The sequence below is a fragment of the Nocardia sp. NPDC055029 genome, assembly GCF_053608525.1.
In genome coordinates this window covers 12,065-29,645 of the sequence record NZ_JBSGVQ010000038.1, presented here as the reverse complement: position 1 = coordinate 29,645, position 17,581 = coordinate 12,065, and the positions used below count along the sequence as shown (strand labels likewise).

Below are 17,581 nucleotides of genomic sequence, written 5' to 3'. Positions count from 1 at the left end.
GGCCATCGTCGGGTGGGTCAGTGCGCCAGCACCGGCTCGCCTTCGGCCGGAGCGGGCACCGTGTTCGGCATGAGCACGCCGATCACGATCGCGCCGAGCACGAACGTCGCTGTCGCCCACCAGAAGCTGGTGGTGTAGCTCTCGATCGCGGCCTGCGCCATGGTCAGCGGGCCCGGCTGATGCGCGGCGACGTAGTCGGTCATCGCCGAGGCGGCGATCGTGCTCAGCAGCGCGGTGCCGATGGAACCGCCGACCTGCTGGCTGGTGTTGACCATCGCCGAGGCGACGCCGGCATCCTCGTGGTCCACACCGGCGGTCGAGCCCTGGAACGCGACCGACATCGCACCACCGAGGCCGAGGCCGAGCAGCACCAGCGCGGGCAGGATGTGGGTGGCGTAGCCGGTGTCGAGGCCGATCCGGGTCAGCCAGAGCATGCCCGCCGCGGCGACGAGGAAGCCGCCGCTGATGACGACCTTGGGCCCGACCTTGGGCAGCAGCAGGGAGGGCGCGGTGGTCGAGGAAGCCACCATGCCCGCGACCATCGGCAGGAACGCGACGCCGGTCATGATCGGCGAGTACTGCAGGGTCAGCTGCATGTAGTAGGTGAGGAACAGGAAGATCGCGAACATCCCGATGCCCATGATGAACACGGTCAGATAGGACGCGCCGCGGGTGCGATCGGAGACGATGCGCAGCGGCAGCAGCGGGTGCGCGACCCGGGTCTCGAGCCACCCGAACACCGCGAGCAGCACCGTGCCGCCGATCAGGAAGGCCAGCGTGGAGGGCGCGGTCCAGCCTTCGGACTCGGCCTGCGAGAAGCCGTAGACGATGCCGAACAGGGCCGCGGTGACGGTGATCGTGCCCGGCCAGTCCAGCTTGGGCCGCGCGTTGGAGGTGTGCTTGGCCAGCAGCAGCACGGCACCGACCAGCGCGACGGCGGCGAAGATCAGGTTGACATACATCGCCCAGCGCCACGACGCCCATTCGGTGAGCGCGCCACCGAGCAGCAGGCCGATCGCGCCACCGGCACCGGCGACGGCGCCGAAGATGCCGAAGGCCTTGGCCCGTTCACCGGGTTCGGTGAAGGTGACCGTCAGCAGCGAGAGCGCGGCGGGCGCGAGCAGCGCGCCGAAGACGCCCTGGCCGACGCGGGCGGCGACGAGCATCTCGAAGGTGGTGGCCGCGCCGCCGATGGCGGAGGCCACCGCGAAGCCGATCAGGCCGATGATGAAGGTGTTGCGGCGACCGAACAGGTCGCTGAGCCTGCCGCCGAGCAGCAGCAGGCTGCCGAAGGCGAGGGCATAGCCGGTGATGACCCACTGCCGGTCACCGTCGCCGAAGCCGAGGTCGGCCTGAGCCGCGGGCAGGGCGATGTTCACGATCGTCGCGTCCAGCACGACCATCAGCTGGGCGATGCCGAGCACGGCAAGCACCCACCAGCGCAGGGCGTGCGACCCGCGGCGGCCGGTATCCGCGGCCGCGGGACTCTTCGTCCCGGTCTCGAGTGTGGTGGTCATAACTCCCCTTGTAAGTCGGCTGGGTTCGATGTGAGTGGCATAATCGGAGATACCGCCTCCGCTTCATTCGAAGCTACCAGAGTAACGGAGAAACCACCTCCACTTAATCCAGCGATGGGTAGGATGTACCTGTGAATCACGCCACGACGACTGCCGCACCACCCCGCCGACTGCGCGCCGATGCCGCCCGCAACCAGGCACGTATCGTCGCGGCCGCTCGTGAACTGTTCGCCGATCACGGCCTGGAGATCACCCTCGACGACGTCGCCGAGCGCGCGGGCGTCGGCGTCGGCACCGTCTACCGCCGCTTCGCGAACAAGAAGGAACTCATCGCCGAGGTCTTCGACCAGCACATGGTCGACTTCGCCGACGCGGCCGACGAGGCGATGCGCAATCCTGACCCGTGGCTGGGCCTTGTCCAGTTCTTCGAAGACGCTTGCCAGCACTTGGCCACCAATCGGGGCTTCAGCGAAGTGATGCTCGAGCTCGAGGAGGATCCGGCCCGCTTCGCCGAGCTGCGCGATCGGATCCGCCCTTCGGTCGCGGCGATCGTCGACCGCGCACGCGACGCGGGCGCCGTGCATCCCGATGTCACCACCACCGATTTCTTCGCGCTGATCCACATGGTCAACGCGTTCGCCGAGTTCGCCGGGCCGGTGAATTCCGAAGTCTGGCAACGCTATATGGCCATCACGCTCAACGGCGTCCGCACCGACGCGGTACCGCGTCGACCCCTGCTCGTCGACCCGTTGACCGACGAGGAAGTCGAGCAGGCGAAGGCCGCGGGCTGCCTCGGCCGACGCCGCTGAGCAGTACTTCCACCCCCGTGCAGTAGCGCGCGTCACAGTCGATCCTCTACTGTTGGACGCATGACCAAGAGCACCTGGGTGAACTGGGCGGGCGAGCAGCGCTGCACACCCGCCGTCGTCGCCGCACCGCGCGGCGTCGAGGAACTGGCCGAGATCGTCGCCGAGTCCGCCGCCGCGGGCCGGACCGTGCGCGTCGCGGGATCGGGCCATTCGTTCACCGACACCGTGCTCACCGACGGCACCCTGATCGACCTCGGCGGCCTGGACCGCGTGCTCGAGGTCGACACCGCGACCGGTCGCGTCCGGGTCGAAGCCGGGCTCACCCTGCACGCGGCGAGCCCGCTGCTGCACTCGCACGGCCTGGCCTTCCCCAACCTCGGCGATATCGACACCCAGACCATCGCGGGCGCGACCGCCACCGGCACCCACGGCACCGGCGCCAAGCTGCGCAACATCTCCGCGGCGCTGCATTCGGTGGAGGTGCTGCGCGCCGACGGCACGCGGGTCGAGCTCAACGAGGAGACCGACCCCGACGGCTGGCGGGCGGCGCGAGTGAGTATCGGCGCGCTCGGCATCGTCACCGCGGTGACCCTGCAGCTGGAGCCGTCGTTCGTGCTCGATCTCGTCGAGCGGCCGGTCCCGATCGCCGAGGTGCTCGACAACCTCGACGAACTCGCCGACGGCAGCGATCATTTCGAGTTCTTCGCCTTCGCGCGCGCCGAGGTGGCGATGACCAAGTCGAGCAACCGCTCCACCGAGCCCGAGCAGCCGCGCGGCCGGGCGAGCGCCTGGCTCAACGATGTCCTGCTCTCCAACCACCTCTACGACGGAATGTGCAAGGTGGGCAGGCGGATTCCCGCCGCCGTCCCCGCGATCCACCGGCTCGCGACCAAGGCCGGCAGCAACAACCGCAAGATCGACCGGTCCTACCGGGTCTTCGCCAGCCCGCGCCTGGTCAAGTTCACCGAGATGGAATACGCGATCCCGCGCGAGCACGCCCGCGCCGCGATCACCGAGATCCTCGACGTGACAAAACGATTCGACACACCGATGCCGATCGAGGTGCGCTGGGTCGCCCCCGACGACGCGTTCCTGTCCCCCGCGGGCGGGCGCGACACCTGCTACATCGCGGTGCATCAGTACGAGGGCATGGTGTGGGAGCCGTACTTCCGTGCCTGCGAGGCGGTGTTCGACCGGTACCAGGGCAGGCCGCACTGGGGTAAGCGGCACTTCCAGACCGCCGAGACGTTGCGCACCCGCTACCCCGACTGGGACCGCTTCGACGCGGTGCGCCGCCGCTTCGACCCCACCGGTGTGTTCGCCAACGATTATGTGCACCGGGTGCTCGGGCCGCTGGACTGACGGCGGGCGGCGCGGGCGTCCGCCGGACAACAGAGTGGCCGGTCGACCCCACACCCACCCGTCCGGATGGAATGATGGTCGGCGATACCCGAAGCGCCACAAGCACTTCGCCCCTGCGCCGAAAGGGCGACCATGGCCCACACTCCCAGCGTGCTGTTCGTCTGCGTCCACAATGCGGGCAGGTCACAGATGGCGGCGGGTTTCCTACGGGCGATGGCCGGTGACCGGATCGAGGTGCGGACGGCGGGCAGCGAGCCCGCCACCGAGCTGAATCCCGCCGCCGTCGCGGCGATGGCCGAGATCGGCATCGACATCGCCGGTGAACGGCCCAAGCCGCTCACCGACGACGCCGTCGGTGTGTCCGACGTGGTGGTCACCATGGGCTGCGGCGAGGTGTGCCCGTATTTCCCCGGAATCAGTTACCGCGACTGGGTTCTCGCCGATCCCGCCGGGCAGCCGATGGAGGTGGTCCGCGGCATTCGCGATCACCTGCAGATCCTGATCGGCAACCTCATCGCCGAACTGGTGCCCGTTCCTGCGCGCTGAGATCGGGTCCGATTCGTTCAAGACGACAGCACACGCCCGTGTCTACGCTGCGGATATGACTCCTCAGCTCGATGTCTTCTCGATCGTCGTCTCCGATATGGCCGCCTCGGTGGCCTTCTACCGCAAGCTGGGACTGGTCTTCCCCGACGGTGCGGAAAACGAGGGCCACACCGAGGCGCCGCTCGGCGGTGGACTGCGGCTGGCACTGGACACCGAACAGGTGATCGCCTCGTTCGTCCCCGGCTGGCAGCCGCCGACCGGCCCCGGCCGCACCGGCATCGCGTTCCGCTGCGCCGATCCGGCCGAGGTCGACAAGCTCTGGGGCGAGCTCGTCGACGCCGGCTACCACGGTGAACTCGCGCCGTGGGACGCCGTCTGGGGCCAGCGCTATGCCACGCTCGCCGACCCCGACGGCCAGGGCATCGACCTCTACGCGCCGTTGCCCAGCGAATAGGCCGACCAGCCGCGCGGATCGCGCTGACGCTGCTGATAACGGCCCAGGATCTCGCGCACCTCGTCGCTGACCGGCGGTTCGTCGGTCAGCCTGGTCCACAGGTGCGTGTCGTGTTCGGTCAGCGTCACCGGTCCGTGCGCGGCGACCTCGGCGACGAAGGTGAACTGCCTGGTGCGGGCGCCGCCGCCGGACAGGTAGTCGAATTCGCCCAGGTAGTCACTGATTCCGGTGACCTGCAGGCCGGTTTCCTCCGCGACCTCGCGCGTCACCGCGTCGTCGAGCGCCTCGCCCGGCTCGACCACGCCGCTCGGCAATTCCCAGCGACCGCTCAGAAAGTCCGATCGTCGGCGGCGCAGGATGAGAACCCGGTGGTGGCGTACGACGACGGCGCCGACGACCAGTCGACGGATCTCATCTCGCTCGGCCTCGATACGAAGCGTGGAGTACACGGTTTCGTCGATCATCAGGTCACATCCTCTCGTCGGTGGTTCGGACTTGCCTGGCACATACGACGGGGCGTGCCTTGTGAGCGTAACCCTCCGTCACGACGTTGCCGAATGAGACTTTCCGGGCATCGACGGGTCGATCAGCAGGCCTGCAGGGCACGGACCGAGCATCCGGCCAGGTCACGGAACTCTCTGGACAGGTGCGCCTGGTCGGCGAACCCGGTGACGGCGGCCGTTTCCGCCGCCGGGATACCCGCGCGCACCGCCGCCAACGCGCGCTGAAAACGCAGAATCCGGGCCAACATCTTGGGTCCGTAGCCGAAGGCGGACAGCGAGCGCCGATGCAGCAGCCGGGTGGATATCCCGGCCAGCGCCGCCGTTTCCGAGACCGTCGCGCCCCCGGCGATCGTGTCGACGATCGCGGTGAGTGCTGGATCGGCCGGGCCGGATTCGGCCGCGAATCGCACCGCGATCGATTCCATCGCCGCCACGCGGTCGGGCGCGTTGTCCACGCGATCGACCAGTTCCCTGGCCCGGCGATCGGAGACGATCGCGGCCAGGCCGACGCGCTGATCCAGCAGGTCAACGGCCGGAATCCCCAGCAACGCCGGCGCGGTCCCCGGGGCGAACCGGATTCCGACGAATTCCGTCGCCCGAGCTGGCGGCACGTGGAAGGCGTGGCTGTCGGGGCCGGCCACCATCAAGGTGCCCTCGGTCCAGATCAGATCCATGCAGCCGTCGGGGAACACCGTGACCGGCTCGGCGGGCGGGGGCCCGGTGCGCGCCCAGACGATGGCTCGATCGAGCCGCGCCGCGCGTTCCCGGTACTCCGCCATCCCTCGACGGTAGCCCCGGGCACCGACAGAACGCCGCGCCGAGGTGAGCTACCGCCGATACCCTGGGCTGAGCCGGGACAGCGGAGTCCCGTTCGGGAAAGGACGCGGCCCATGCCCGCAGACGACTTGGTCGACACCGTCAACAGCGCCATCGAACTCACCGTTCCGGCGGCGGCGAAGATGGGCGTGCGCGCGCTCGAGGTGCGCCGTGGATTCGCGGCCACCACCGTGCCGAGCGAGGGCAACGGCAATCATTTCGGCGCCATCTACGCGGGCGTGCAGTTCACCGTCGCCGAGGTGCTCGGCGGCGCGATCACCGCGGCCAGCTTCGATACCAGCGCGTTCTATCCGCTGGTGAAGTCGTTCGACATCTCCTTCCGGGCGATGGCCCGCAGCGACCTGCGCGCCCAGACCTCGCTGAGCGAGGACGAGATCGAACGGATCAGCACCGAGGCCGCGGCCCGCGGGAAGGCAGATTTCGTGCTGGAAGCGGTGGTCACCGATACCGAGGGCACCACCGTCGCCACCTCGCGCGGGGTCTACCAGCTGCGTGCGTTCGGGCGCTGAATCGTTGTACGTGCCGCGCGCCGCGAGCTAGGAGCCCACACCCGGGGCGCCGCGCGACCGCCCACCGGCCGTAGGATCTGGCGGCACAACGTTTCGGCTCGGCGGAGGGGTGGCTCCATGCAACCGGCAGGATCAGTGCGGCGACCGCGTGTCGCGGGATTTCCGGGACCGGACATCGACGACGAACCCGATGTCTGGTCCGGTGCGGCCATCGACGACGACCGGGTCAGGGCACTCGCCGTCGGCGCCTATTACGGGCGCAGCTGGGGTGCGCACTGCGACGGGGTCGCCTTCCTGCCCGAAGAGGACGACAGCACCTCGACCCGGCGTGAGACCGCGATCGAGGGACTGCACGAATCGTGGGGCGTCGACAATGCCGACGACGCGCGGGACACCATCCGCAGGCTGCTCGTCGGCATGCACGCACCGCTGTTCGAACTCGTCCACCCGCTCGCCGTCGCCGCGGCGACCGAGCAGGGCCGGGTCGACCGGTCCGGGCTGGCCGACGAACATCGCGAATTCCTGCACACGCTCTCGGGTTTCCGCGGTTATCGCGGGCCTGCGGGCATCGACCGCGACTACGACGCGTGGCTGCAGGCCATCAAACTCGGCATCACCGACAGCCTCCCGACACCACTGCAGACCGACGCCACCGCATGGGATCTCGCGCGGCTGGTCTTCATCGCCCGCGCCGCCTGCACCGCCGGGTATCTCACCGAGGACGAGGCCTGGGACCACATGCTGACCGGCCTTGACCGGGCGCGTCAGCACTACCGCAACTGGCGCCAGTTCGGCGACGGCTTCCTCACCGGCGCGATCTTCTGGGCTGCCGCGCAGGACCTGTCGGCCGCCAGGACGCAGATCGCCGAACGCAGGCGGATGATCGCCGGTCTGCATCTGCGCCCGTCGAGTCCGTGGCGGCGGGTGGCCCTGCATCACGGTGCGCCGGTGTTCAGCCCGGCATCGCCAGCATGATGCCGACGGCCTGACGCCGGAACGGATCGTCGGCGACCATGCCCAGCTTGCGCCGCTCCACCAGCAGCTGCCATTCGCCGAACAGGTCCGCCGAGGACGGCAGCGACTGCGCGATCGAACCGTCGACGTGCTCGATCTCGCAGGCCAGCCGCAGCGCCTCGGCGACCCGGCCGAAATCGACCGGCTCCCAATCGAGAAAGTCCAGCTCGGTGCCTGCGCCGGACACGCGCAATGTCACCACCTGCCCCGGCACGGTGCGCACTTCGGCGCCGGTCAGCACCGCGACCGGGAACTCGTAGACCGCCCACGCCGAGACGAACAGCAGCCGCAGCGTGGTGATCGCGACCAGTCCCGGTGCGCCCTCGTGCCCGGCCTGGGCCAGTTCGAGCACGTACTCGTCCGGTCGCGCACAGCCGTGCAGGATCTCGATCTCGCGCGCGGAGTTGCCCGCGTGCCGCATCCGCGCCACCGCGGCCGTCACATCGGGTCGCCGCGGGCCGTTCGGGCCGGGAACCGGGGGCGGCGGAACAAGATTCGGGCGCGGCGGGAACACCCGACGCAAGCTGATCAGATCCCGCTCGACCGCCCTGACCAGGACCTGCGCCTGCTCGCGCACCCCGGTCTCCAGGAACACCGGCACCGGATGCCGATCGGTCGGCACCTCCTGCACGCTGACCTGCGCAGATCGGAAGAACAGCAGCATGGCCAGCTGATCGTCGTCGGTGGTCGCGAGCGCGATCCTGGCCAGCTCGGCCACGGCGATATCGAGCGCGGCCTCGTTGTCGGCCCGCAGCGGCGTCGTCACCAACCGCCCGTCCGCATAACGCACGGCGACGCGCGCACCCCATACCTCGATCACAGCCACATCCCTCCTGGCCCGCCCCGCCTGGCTGGATCCTACCGATGGGCTGTTCCGGCGAAACGGGGCGGCGTAGATTCGACTGCGCTGCTCGGGTGAGTTTTCTTCCACGAAGGGATCGCCGTCATGAGCGTGTCGGTTCGGAGAGTGTGTGCGGTACTCGCCGTTGCGTTCGTCTTCGCGACCGCGGCCTGCGGGTCCGACAGCGATACCGGGTCGTCCTCGCCGTCCGAGAGCCCCGAGGCAGCGCGGATCACCGATATCGTGCGCGGCCAGGTGACCGAACTCGGTGTCAGTTCCGCCGTGTACGGCGTCTGGCGGGGCGGGGAGGAGATCGCGCTCGGCGCGTTCGGCGGCTCACCGCTGGGCGTCGCCGCGACTCCTGAGATGAAAGTGCGCGTCGGCCAGCCGATGGAGCCCATGCTCTCCACCGTGCTGTGGCGGCTCGACGGCGACGGCGTGCTGAAGATGGACGAACCCATCGCCCGCTGGCTGCCCGGCTTCCCGCGCGCAGACAAGATCACCCCGCGCATGCTCGCCGACAGCACCTCCGGCATCGCCGACTACGTGACCGAGCCGGAATTCCTGAAGATCTTCGGCGAGAACCCGATCCGCGAATGGACCGCCTCGCAACTGCTCGAGCGCGCCAACGCCCGCCCGCCACTGTTCGAGCCCGGCACCGACTTCGCCTACGCGCACAGCGATCTCGTCGTCCTCGGCGAGGTCCTGCAGACCGCGACCGGAAAGCCGTTGGGCGAGTTGATCGCCGACCACATCCTGATCCCGTTGGGCATGCACGACAGCAAGGTCGTCCTGAACCCCGCGATCGACGAACCCTACCTGCACGGCTACACCAACGAACGCAACGTCTTCGAGGACTCCACCTTCTGGAACCCCACCGCCTTCCTGCACAGCGGCAACATGAACGCCCCCGTCACCGACATCGCCCGCTGGGTCCGCGCCCTCGCGACAGGCGAACGCCTCACCACTGACCAGTTCCAGCAGATGATGGGCCCCTCCACCGCAGGTCTGGGCCCGTTCACCACCGAAAAATACTTCGCCTTCGGCGTAGTCCACCTCGCCGACTGGCTCTACATGAACCCTGCCTACGGCGGCTACAACGGCGTCGCCCTCCACGACACCAAAACCGCCACCACCATCATCGTCTACACCACCCACGGCCCCACCTCCCCCGCCACCAACAACGCCATCCCCATCGGCACCGCCCTCGCCACCCACCTCGTCCCCGACCGCCCACCCGCCGTCCCCGGATCATGAATCCACGGGCCGTATGTCCGGACGGGACACGATTCTGTTGCGCGGCCGTGGCTTCGGAGGGTGCTCGGAGATGGCAGGCTGTGCTGATGGCCGACGAACTAGATCCCACCGCCGAACACTCCGGTGGCGAAGTAATCGAGTCGCAGGAAGAAGCGACCAAGCGGAAGTTCCGCGAAGCACTCGAGCGAAAGAACGGGAACGCCGCTGTCGGCGGAGCCGCCCAGAACGCCGCCAAGGTGCGCGGCACGCAAGCGGCGGCGGGCGGCAAGCGCACCTTCCGCCGCCGGGCTGGCGGCTGATCTACCCGCACGAAAAAGCCCCTCACCTGGGTTCCAGGTGAGGGGCCTCGAGTGGAGCTGCCGGGAATCGAACCCGGGTCCTCCGCCGCGTCTTCAGGGCTTCTCCGTGTGCAGTTCGCTAGGCCTCTACTTGGACCTCCGGGTCTCGCGAACAAGCCCGGATGACGATCCCAGTCGCTGTTTGATGTCCCGTCCGACTCCGCGACCGAGCCGAACGGTAATTCCCTCTAGCTGATGCCAGTACCCGGGTCGAGGGACGAACCCGGACTGACAGAGACGACCTGCTACTTAGGCAGCGAGGGCGTACTCGCGCTGATTGGAATCGGCGCTTAATTGGTTGCAACGACGCTTACGGTGGTCTCTTGCCTGCACCGACACGCTTCCCCTGAATCGACGTACGCAGTCGAAACCGTTCAGCCCCGTACGTGCCCGCACCCTGCGGGCTAGTCATATTAACACTCCCGCCGGCGCGGATCTTCCCGTTATTTCTGCCAGTGGGCGATGTCGCCCCGGTGACCTGGTAGCGAACGTCACCGGCCCGGCTCGGTCAATCCGGTCAGCGGTGCCGGTCGGGGCGGGTACTGTTCTCGATCGGTCGCACCGGGACAGCGAAATCCTTTGGGCGGCTGGAGCAAGGAGTTACCTGATGGCATTCACCAAACCGCGGGCACTGCGCCGTGCCGCGGTGATCCCGTTCGTAGCCGGTCTCGTCCTGGCCGGGGCCTGCTCGTCGAGCGAGCAGGCCGAGGGCCCTGGCGTGACGAGTGCGCCCTGTCCCGGCTCGGCGCACAAGGACCGGGGCTGCATCTATCTCGGCGTGCTCTCCGACCTAGGGGGCGGGCCGTTCGCACCGCTGGGCATCTCGATGAACGAGGGACAGCTGGCGTTCTGGAACCAGGTGAACCAGTCGGGCGGCATCGGCGGCTACGACGTCGACATCACCACCTACAGCCGCAACACCTCCTTCGATCCGCGGGTTCACCGCACCGCCTACCACGAGATCGAACCGCACGTGCTCGCGCTGGCGCAGAGCCTCGGTACCGGGCAGTCGATCGCGCTGCTCAACCAGATGGACACCGACGACATGGTCAGTGTCGCGGCCACCCAGTGGTCGGGCTGGAACTATCGCAGCGCCGACCGCAATCTGGTGCTCAGCGCCGGCTATTCCTATTGCACCGAAGCCGTGATGGGGCTGGACTGGTTCGCCGAGAACCACTACGCGCCACGCAATATCGCCATCGTCGCCTATCGCGGCAACTGGGGCGGCGACTACGCCAGCGGCGCGCTCAAGTGGGCGCTGGCCAACGGATCCACCATCGCCGACCGCATCGACACCGGTCCCAACGGCGAGGTCGGCAACCAGGACAGTCCGGTCGAGGAGGTGCTGGCCGCGTCACCGGATCTGGTCATGCTGGCCACCGGGCCCGCCGAGACCGCGGAGATCGTGGGCAAGCTCGTGAAGGCGGGCTTCACCGGCCGGTTCCTCGGCTCCCTGCCCACCTGGAACGCGGCCCTGCTGCAGACGGCCGCCGCGCCCGCGCTCACCGCGCTGTACAACTACACGACCCCTGTCGACAGCTGGAGCGGTGACAGCGTCGGCGCCCAGCGCGCCCGCGCTGCCGTCGACCACGAACCGGCCAACTTCGGCTACTCGCTGGGCTGGGCGATCTCCTATCCGCTCAAATCCCTGCTCATCGCGGCCGCCGCCGACGGCGAGCTCACCCGCTCCGGCCTGCGCCGCACCATCACCGACCTGAAGACGGACGGGGAGGGCATGGTGGTGGTTCATCCGGCCGGCGCCACCGCACCCGATCTGTCCGCGGAGTGGTCGGTGGTGTTCAAGCCGGACGCGACCGCGCCGATGGGGGCCAGGGCGATCAGCACCGGGTACCAGGGGACCACGCTGGGACGGCTGGGCATCCAGGAACCCTGCACCCGGCTCTAGCCGCTCAGTTCGCGGCGATCATCCCGACCGCCGCGAGCGCGAGCACCATCCCGACCTTCTGCAGCCCGCCGATCCGCTCGCCGAGCAGCACCATCGCCAGCAGGACCGTCGCGGCCGGATACAGCGAGCCGATCACGCTGACCACCGACAGCATCGAGCCGTGGAAGGCGTAGAGCAGCGCCGCGTTGGCGATCACGTCGAGCACGCCGATCGCCAGCGCGAGCCGCAGCGGTTCACCGTGCAGTCCGCGGAATTGGCCCGCGGCCAGCGCCGAGGTCCACACCACCGCTGTCGCCGCGGCGCGCTGCCCGAGCAGCGGCCACAGGCCCGCGCTTGCGCTCGTCTCGTGCAGGAAGAAGAACGCGAAACCGAACGCGGCGCCCGACCCGACGGTGAGCAGCGCGACCCGCCTGCTGAACCGCAGTTCCCGGCCGCCGATGATCTCCTCGGTCGTCTCGTCGGGCGCCTCCCGGCTGACCAGCACCACCGCGACCAGCGCCAGCGCGATCCCCGCGATCGCCGGCGGACCCGGCCGCTCGCCGAGGAAGAACCCCGCGATCACCGGGATGCCCGCGACCAGCACCGCGGTCACCGGCGACACCACGGCCATCGGCCCGTCGGCCAGCGCGGCGTAGAACCACCACACCGCCAGCCCGCTGGCGACGCCCGCGGCCAGGCCCCACAGCATCGATGCGGCGTCCGCGTGCCCGCCGACCAGCGGCGCGATCAGCAGTACCAGCAGCACCGACCACGGGTACGACACGACGACCACCCGCAACGCGGTGACCCGCCGTGCCGCGATCCCGCCGAAGAAGTCACTGACTCCGTACCCCGCCGCCGCCACGAGGGCGAGCACGACGGAGATCAACGCATGCCTTTGACCCGCCGACCGATCTCGCGCGTGACCTCACGCTCGGCCTGCCTGCGGGCCAGGTCCTGGCGCTTGTCGTAGTCCTGCTTGCCCTTGGCGAGGGCGAGCTCCACCTTCACCTTGCCGTCGGAGAAGTACATCGACAGCGGCACCAGCGTCTGGTTACCCTCCCTGGACTTGCCGACCAGGTGCTCGATCTCGCGCTTGTGCAGCAGCAGCTTGCGGGTGCGCCGCGGTGAATGGTTGGTCCACGTGCCGTGGCTGAACTCCGGAATGTGCAGGCCGCGCAGCCACACCTCGCCGTTGTCGACGGTCGCGAAGGCGTCGACAAGGGAGGCCTTGCCTTCGCGCAGGCTCTTCACTTCGGTGCCGACCAGCGCGATCCCCGCCTCATAGATGTCGAGGATCGTGTAGTTGTGCCGCGCCCGGCGGTTGGTCGCGATGACCTTCCGGCCCTTTTCCTTCATGACAGTCAACTCTAAGTGACCGCGCCACCCGTTTATTCCGTGGTCCGTCCCGCCCTCAGCTCGCGACGCGTTCGGCGGCGCGGGCCAGCGCCCGGTCGCGTTGTTCCTCGAACCGGGCCGCCTTGACCTCCAGGTCGACGAGGTAGGCGTGCAGTTCGTCGCGGGCGAGTTCACCGTCGGCGCCGAAATCGGTGCGATCGAAGACCTTCCAGGTGCGCAGGACGGGCTCGAGCACGACGTCGAGGTGCTGGCGCAGGTCGTAGACGCCGTGCTTGGCCAGCAGTACCGCGTTGCGCCGGAAGTTGGGCTGGTTGAGACCGGGCATCTGGAAACGCAGGACGACATCGGTGATGGCACGCATGGCCGCGTCGGGCGTGAGGTCGAGGGCGGCCGCGCACAGCTTGCGGTAGAAGATCATGTGCAGGTTCTCGTCGGTCGCGATGCGCGCGAGCATCCGATCGGCGATCGGGTCGTCGCACAGCCTGCCGGTGTTGCGGTGACTGATCCTGGTCGCCAGTTCCTGGAAGGTGACGTAGGCGACGCCCTTGAGGAACTGTGAGCCCGGCTCCGGCTTGGCGATGCCCGCGGTCATGTGCGCCATCCTGGCCTCTTCCAGCGCGACCGGGTCGACCGCGCGGGTCACCACCAGGTAGTCGCGCATGACGATGCCGTGGCGGTTCTCCTCGGCGGTCCAGCGCCCGACCCAGGTGCCCCAGGCGTTGTCGAAGCCGAAGGTGTCGGCCAGTTCGCGGTGGTAGGAGGGCAGGTTGTCCTCGGTGAGCAGGTTGGTGATCATCGCCGCCTTGGCCACCTCGCTCAGCCGCGACTGCTCCGGGTCCCAGTCGATCCCGCCCATCGCCGCGAAGTTGCGTCCGTCGTCCCACGGCACGTAGTCGTGCGGGTGCCAGTCCTTGGCTTTGGCCAGGTGGTCGTTCAGGTTGGCTTCGGCGGTCGGTTCGAGTTCGGCCAGGATGTCGCTGTCGGACAGGAGCTTCATAGATGTCACCTCGGAGAATGTGCGGGCGGGGACGGCGGCCCCCGCGCCCAACGATGGCGGGTGGGCGGCCGGGCGGCGGTCACATGACGAAAACACTGTGTCCGCTCACAGGAAGCGGCGATGCGGCCTAGGCGCACCGCCGTCTGTGCCCGTCAGGCGGGCGGGAGAACGGGGCCGAACTGGTCGATCCGCAGCGGGAGCGCGGGCCACAGCGTGCGGTCGGGGGTGAGCTCGCCGACGACCAGGACGCCCGCGTCGTCGAATGCGGCCCTTGCCCGGTCTACGTGATCGCCGGAGGTGACCAGCACGGCGGCGCGCAGGTGGTGCTCGGCCATCAGCGCGGCGGTATTGCGGGCGTTGGCCACGGTCGAATCCGCGTGCGGCTCACGCAGAATCCGCGCCGGATCGATGCCGGCGGCCACCAGCCAGTCGGCCATCGCGTCCGCCTCGCTCAGTCCGGCCTGTGGGTTCCCGCCGGTGACGATGATCGGCGACCACGGCGCGAACACCGCTTGCACGAAGCCTGCCCGCAGCCGACGGACCAGTTCCGCGCGCAACGTGCCCTCCGGGGTCAGGCCGTAGCCGAGGATCACCACGGCGGTGTCGCCGCCGTAGCTGCCGGGCAGCTCCGGCGTCAGCACCCGGTGCAGGTCTTGCACCGGGGTCGGCGCCGACGGTTGCGCGGTAACCACTTGTGCTGCGGCACAAACGAATCCGGTCGTTGCCAGAGCCGCGCACACCCCTCGCGTCATCCCGGTGACCCACACCATTCCCGTCGCCTCCTCGAGCCGGGACCGATCAGCTCGATCGGTCGGAGGAGGCCAAGAGTGCGCCGGGAATCGGGCCGCCGGAAGCGCTATGACCTGGGGCTACTACAGGTCACAGCACTCGGCGTCATCCGCTGGTCCGCAGCATCGCAAACATTCCGGATCGGCGCCGGTGCCGGAATATCGTCGCCGCGTGCGGCGGGTCAGCCGCCGGGGCGCAGTGCCAGATAGAGCGCCAGGGCCGCGGCGAAGAGGAGGATCAGGGCGACCGTCGACCAGCGCGGCCTGCCCCGGTGGACTACGGGGTGGTGGCCGCCGAGCAGGCTGGGCGCGACGGTGGGGTCGATTCGCCGGTGCGGCATCGGCGGCAGCGGGCTGTCGGCTCCGCCCTGGCTCGCGCCGCCCGATGTCTCGCTCTCGGAGCCTTCACCGTTCGCCATGGCTCGACAGTATCGCGCGACGCCCGGGTTCGTCGCTCGTTCCTTTCGCGCCCGTACGGGCCGCGGGCGTGCCCCGCACCGGTGCTGTGCAGGGCCGCGGCGAAGGCGAGACGGTCGTCATCGGCGCGTCCGACCGGTTCGCGCACGCCGCAGCACGGACGCCTATTCCTCGTTCAGCGCCGTGAGCACTCCCTCGCCGTAGCGAGCCAGCTTGTTCTCGCCGACGCCGCCGACGGTGCCGAGCTCGGCGAGTGAACCCGGTTTGCGCGCAACGATTTCGCGCAGTGTCGCATCGTGGAACACCACGTAGGCGGGCACGCCCTGTTCCTTCGCGGTGGCCGCCCGCCAGGCCCGCAGACGCTCGAACAAGGGCAGATCGGTGGCGGGCAGGTCGACGGTCGCCTTGGCCGATCTGGCCGCGCGCGCCGGGCGAGCCGCGCGCTCGGGTTCGCGGCGCATCGGCACTTTCCTGCCCTCGAACAGCACCTCATTGCTGGCGTCGGTGAGCGCGAGTACGCCGTACTCGCCGTGCACGGCGAGCAGTCCGCCCGCGAGCAGCTGACGCACCACGCCGCGCCATTCGGTGTCGCGCAGATCGGTGCCGATGCCGAAGACCGACAGTTCGTTGTGCCGGTGCTGGGTGATCTTCGGGTTGGTCTTGCCGAGCAGGATGTCGACGAGGTGGCCGGCGCCGAAGGCCTGTCCCCGTTCACGTTTGAGCCGCAGCACGGTCGAGAGCAGCTTCTGCGCGGGCACCGTGCCGTCCCAGGTCTCCGGCGGGTTCAGGCACACATCGCAGTTGCCGCAGGCCTGGCCGGGCTGACCGAAGTAGTTCAGCAATTGGACGCGTCGGCAGCCCACCGTCTCGCACAGGGCGAGCATCGCGTCCAGGTGCAATTGCAGCTGCCGACGGTGCGCGGCGTCGCCTTCGCTGGAGTCGATCATCTTGCGCTGCTGGACGACATCGGCCAGGCCGTAGACCATCCAGGCCGTGGACGGTAGCCCGTCGCGGCCTGCGCGGCCGGTCTCCTGGTAGTAGCCCTCCACCGACTTGGGCAGGTCGAGGTGGGCGACGAAGCGCACGTCGGGCTTGTCGATGCCCATGCCGAAGGCGATGGTGGCCACCACGATCAGGCCGTCCTCGCGCAGGAACCTGGCCTGGTTCTCGGCGCGGGTCCGGTTGTCCAGGCCCGCGTGATAGGGCACCGCGCGCACCCCGTTCTCGTTGAGCAGGGCGGCGGTCTTCTCCACCGAATTGCGGGACAGGCAGTAGACGATGCCCGCGTCGCCGGGGTGCTCGGCACGGATGAAGTCGAGCAGCTGACGGTCGGCGCGATTCTTCGACTCGATCCGGTACTGGATATTGGGCCGGTCGAAACTGGAGACGAACTGCTTCGCCGCGCCGAGGTCGAGTCGTTCGACAATCTCGGCGCGGGTCTTCTCGGTGGCGGTCGCGGTGAGCGCGATGCGCGGGACATCGGGCCAGCGCTCGTGCAGCAGCGACAGCGCGAGATAGTCGGGCCGGAAGTCGTGGCCCCACTGGGACACACAGTGCGCCTCGTCGATCGCGAACAGCGCCACCGTGCCGCGCTCGAGCAGCCGCAGCGTCGATTCCAGGCGCAAGCGTTCCGGCGCGAGGTAGAGCAGGTCGAGTTCACCGGTGACGAACTGCGCCTCGACCGTGCGCCGCTGATCCGGCGACTGCGTGGAGTTGAGGAATCCGGCGCGCACACCGAGCGCGCTGAGCGCGTCGACCTGGTCCTGCATGAGCGCGATCAGCGGCGAGACGACGACACCGACACCGGATCGCACCAGCGACGGCACCTGGTAGCACAGCGATTTACCGCCGCCGGTCGGCATCAGGACCAGCGCGTCACCGCCGCCGACGACCTGCTCGACGATGGCCGCCTGGTCGCCGCGGAAGCTGTCGTAGCCGAAGACCCGGCGCAGCACCTCCTCGGCCGTCTCCCCGCGCGCCGGGGCAGCGGCCCGTCCCGGCCTGGCCGGGGCGAGGTCGTCGAAGTGGAAGCCGCCGGTGTCGTGGAAATCGTGCTCGGAGACATAGCCACCGTCGGACGGGTACGCGTCGTCGGGCGGGAAGTCGTCGACATCGGGGGCTGTGGCGCCGGAATTGCTCACCGGGCCA

Annotated in this window: 19 protein-coding genes and 1 other RNA gene; 9 read left to right on the top strand and 11 right to left on the bottom strand. The window is 69.2% G+C overall.

Annotated features, from left to right (window positions below):
• Window positions 1–17: 17 nt before the first annotated feature.
• Window positions 18–1,517, bottom strand: a complete 1,500-nt coding sequence (locus tag ACWF9G_RS27115) for an MFS transporter (RefSeq protein ID WP_452518723.1) — start codon at window positions 1,515–1,517, stop codon at window positions 18–20.
• A gap of 131 nt (window positions 1,518–1,648) precedes the next feature.
• On the opposite strand from ACWF9G_RS27115, the gene ACWF9G_RS27110 reads away from it, so the two are divergent.
• The 4 genes from ACWF9G_RS27110 (at window position 1,649) to ACWF9G_RS27095 (ending at window position 4,688) form a co-directional block, all read left to right on the top strand.
• The gene (locus tag ACWF9G_RS27110) at window positions 1,649–2,326 is read left to right on the top strand and encodes a TetR/AcrR family transcriptional regulator (RefSeq protein WP_189026967.1); all 678 of its coding nucleotides are present in this window, start codon (window positions 1,649–1,651) and stop codon (window positions 2,324–2,326) included.
• Between the two features lie 60 nt (window positions 2,327–2,386).
• The gene (locus ACWF9G_RS27105; protein WP_452518722.1) at window positions 2,387–3,688 is read left to right on the top strand and encodes a D-arabinono-1,4-lactone oxidase; all 1,302 of its coding nucleotides are present in this window, start codon (window positions 2,387–2,389) and stop codon (window positions 3,686–3,688) included.
• Between the two features lie 132 nt (window positions 3,689–3,820).
• Window positions 3,821–4,234 carry an arsenate reductase ArsC gene (locus tag ACWF9G_RS27100; RefSeq protein WP_452518720.1) on the top strand — a complete coding sequence of 138 codons (414 nt, stop codon included), beginning with the start codon at window positions 3,821–3,823 and terminating at the stop codon, window positions 4,232–4,234.
• Between the two features lie 55 nt (window positions 4,235–4,289).
• Complete coding sequence (locus ACWF9G_RS27095; protein ID WP_379309484.1) at window positions 4,290–4,688, top strand: VOC family protein; 399 nt, start codon at window positions 4,290–4,292, stop codon at window positions 4,686–4,688.
• On the opposite strand, the gene ACWF9G_RS27090 is transcribed toward ACWF9G_RS27095, so the two are convergent.
• Complete coding sequence (locus tag ACWF9G_RS27090; RefSeq protein ID WP_452518718.1) at window positions 4,664–5,152, bottom strand: NUDIX hydrolase; 489 nt, start codon at window positions 5,150–5,152, stop codon at window positions 4,664–4,666. The two genes, ACWF9G_RS27095 and ACWF9G_RS27090, sit on opposite strands and share 25 nt — an antisense overlap.
• Window positions 5,153–5,274: 122 nt before the next feature.
• The gene (locus ACWF9G_RS27085) at window positions 5,275–5,970 is read right to left on the bottom strand and encodes a DUF6597 domain-containing transcriptional factor (protein WP_452518717.1); all 696 of its coding nucleotides are present in this window, start codon (window positions 5,968–5,970) and stop codon (window positions 5,275–5,277) included.
• Between the two features lie 111 nt (window positions 5,971–6,081).
• Between ACWF9G_RS27085 and ACWF9G_RS27080 the strand changes: the two genes are divergently transcribed.
• Window positions 6,082–6,537: a YiiD C-terminal domain-containing protein gene (locus ACWF9G_RS27080; protein ID WP_452518715.1), complete on the top strand. Its 456-nt coding sequence runs from the start codon at window positions 6,082–6,084 to the stop codon at window positions 6,535–6,537.
• A gap of 135 nt (window positions 6,538–6,672) precedes the next feature.
• A complete protein-coding gene (locus ACWF9G_RS27075) occupies window positions 6,673–7,512 on the top strand; it encodes a DUF1266 domain-containing protein (RefSeq protein WP_452518713.1) in 840 nt (279 codons plus the stop codon).
• On the opposite strand, the gene ACWF9G_RS27070 is transcribed toward ACWF9G_RS27075, so the two are convergent.
• Complete coding sequence (locus ACWF9G_RS27070) at window positions 7,490–8,371, bottom strand: hypothetical protein (protein WP_452518711.1); 882 nt, start codon at window positions 8,369–8,371, stop codon at window positions 7,490–7,492. The genes ACWF9G_RS27075 and ACWF9G_RS27070 overlap by 23 nt on opposite strands.
• Window positions 8,372–8,497: 126 nt before the next feature.
• On the opposite strand from ACWF9G_RS27070, the gene ACWF9G_RS27065 reads away from it, so the two are divergent.
• Complete coding sequence (locus ACWF9G_RS27065) at window positions 8,498–9,649, top strand: serine hydrolase domain-containing protein (protein ID WP_452518710.1); 1,152 nt, start codon at window positions 8,498–8,500, stop codon at window positions 9,647–9,649.
• An 86-nt stretch (window positions 9,650–9,735) separates the two neighbouring features.
• Complete coding sequence (locus ACWF9G_RS27060) at window positions 9,736–9,948, top strand: DUF5302 domain-containing protein (RefSeq protein ID WP_452518708.1); 213 nt, start codon at window positions 9,736–9,738, stop codon at window positions 9,946–9,948.
• A 49-nt stretch (window positions 9,949–9,997) separates the two neighbouring features.
• Here ACWF9G_RS27060 and ssrA read toward each other — a convergent pair.
• Window positions 9,998–10,369, bottom strand: a transfer-messenger RNA (tmRNA) gene (ssrA, locus tag ACWF9G_RS27055).
• A gap of 225 nt (window positions 10,370–10,594) precedes the next feature.
• On the opposite strand from ssrA, the gene ACWF9G_RS27050 reads away from it, so the two are divergent.
• Window positions 10,595–11,893: an ABC transporter substrate-binding protein gene (locus tag ACWF9G_RS27050; RefSeq protein ID WP_379309472.1), complete on the top strand. Its 1,299-nt coding sequence runs from the start codon at window positions 10,595–10,597 to the stop codon at window positions 11,891–11,893.
• Window positions 11,894–11,897: 4 nt separating this feature from the next.
• Here the strand turns inward: ACWF9G_RS27050 and ACWF9G_RS27045 are convergent, their stop codons facing one another.
• From ACWF9G_RS27045 to recQ, 6 genes are all read right to left on the bottom strand, one after another.
• Window positions 11,898–12,761, bottom strand: a complete 864-nt coding sequence (locus ACWF9G_RS27045; RefSeq protein ID WP_452518706.1) for an EamA family transporter — start codon at window positions 12,759–12,761, stop codon at window positions 11,898–11,900.
• Window positions 12,758–13,231, bottom strand: a complete 474-nt coding sequence (gene smpB, locus ACWF9G_RS27040) for an SsrA-binding protein SmpB (RefSeq protein ID WP_280346910.1) — start codon at window positions 13,229–13,231, stop codon at window positions 12,758–12,760. The genes ACWF9G_RS27045 and smpB overlap by 4 nt, the downstream gene beginning before the upstream one ends.
• Window positions 13,232–13,286: 55 nt before the next feature.
• On the bottom strand, window positions 13,287–14,228 hold the full coding sequence (locus tag ACWF9G_RS27035) for an acyl-ACP desaturase (protein WP_452518704.1): 942 nt from the start codon (window positions 14,226–14,228) through the stop codon (window positions 13,287–13,289).
• Window positions 14,229–14,380: 152 nt separating this feature from the next.
• A complete protein-coding gene (locus ACWF9G_RS27030) occupies window positions 14,381–14,920 on the bottom strand; it encodes a YdcF family protein (RefSeq protein ID WP_452518702.1) in 540 nt (179 codons plus the stop codon).
• A 278-nt stretch (window positions 14,921–15,198) separates the two neighbouring features.
• Window positions 15,199–15,435 carry a hypothetical protein gene (locus ACWF9G_RS27025; protein ID WP_379309468.1) on the bottom strand — a complete coding sequence of 79 codons (237 nt, stop codon included), beginning with the start codon at window positions 15,433–15,435 and terminating at the stop codon, window positions 15,199–15,201.
• A 162-nt stretch (window positions 15,436–15,597) separates the two neighbouring features.
• Window positions 15,598–17,574: a DNA helicase RecQ gene (gene recQ / locus ACWF9G_RS27020; protein ID WP_452518700.1), complete on the bottom strand. Its 1,977-nt coding sequence runs from the start codon at window positions 17,572–17,574 to the stop codon at window positions 15,598–15,600.
• Between the last annotated feature and the right edge of the window lie 7 nt (window positions 17,575–17,581).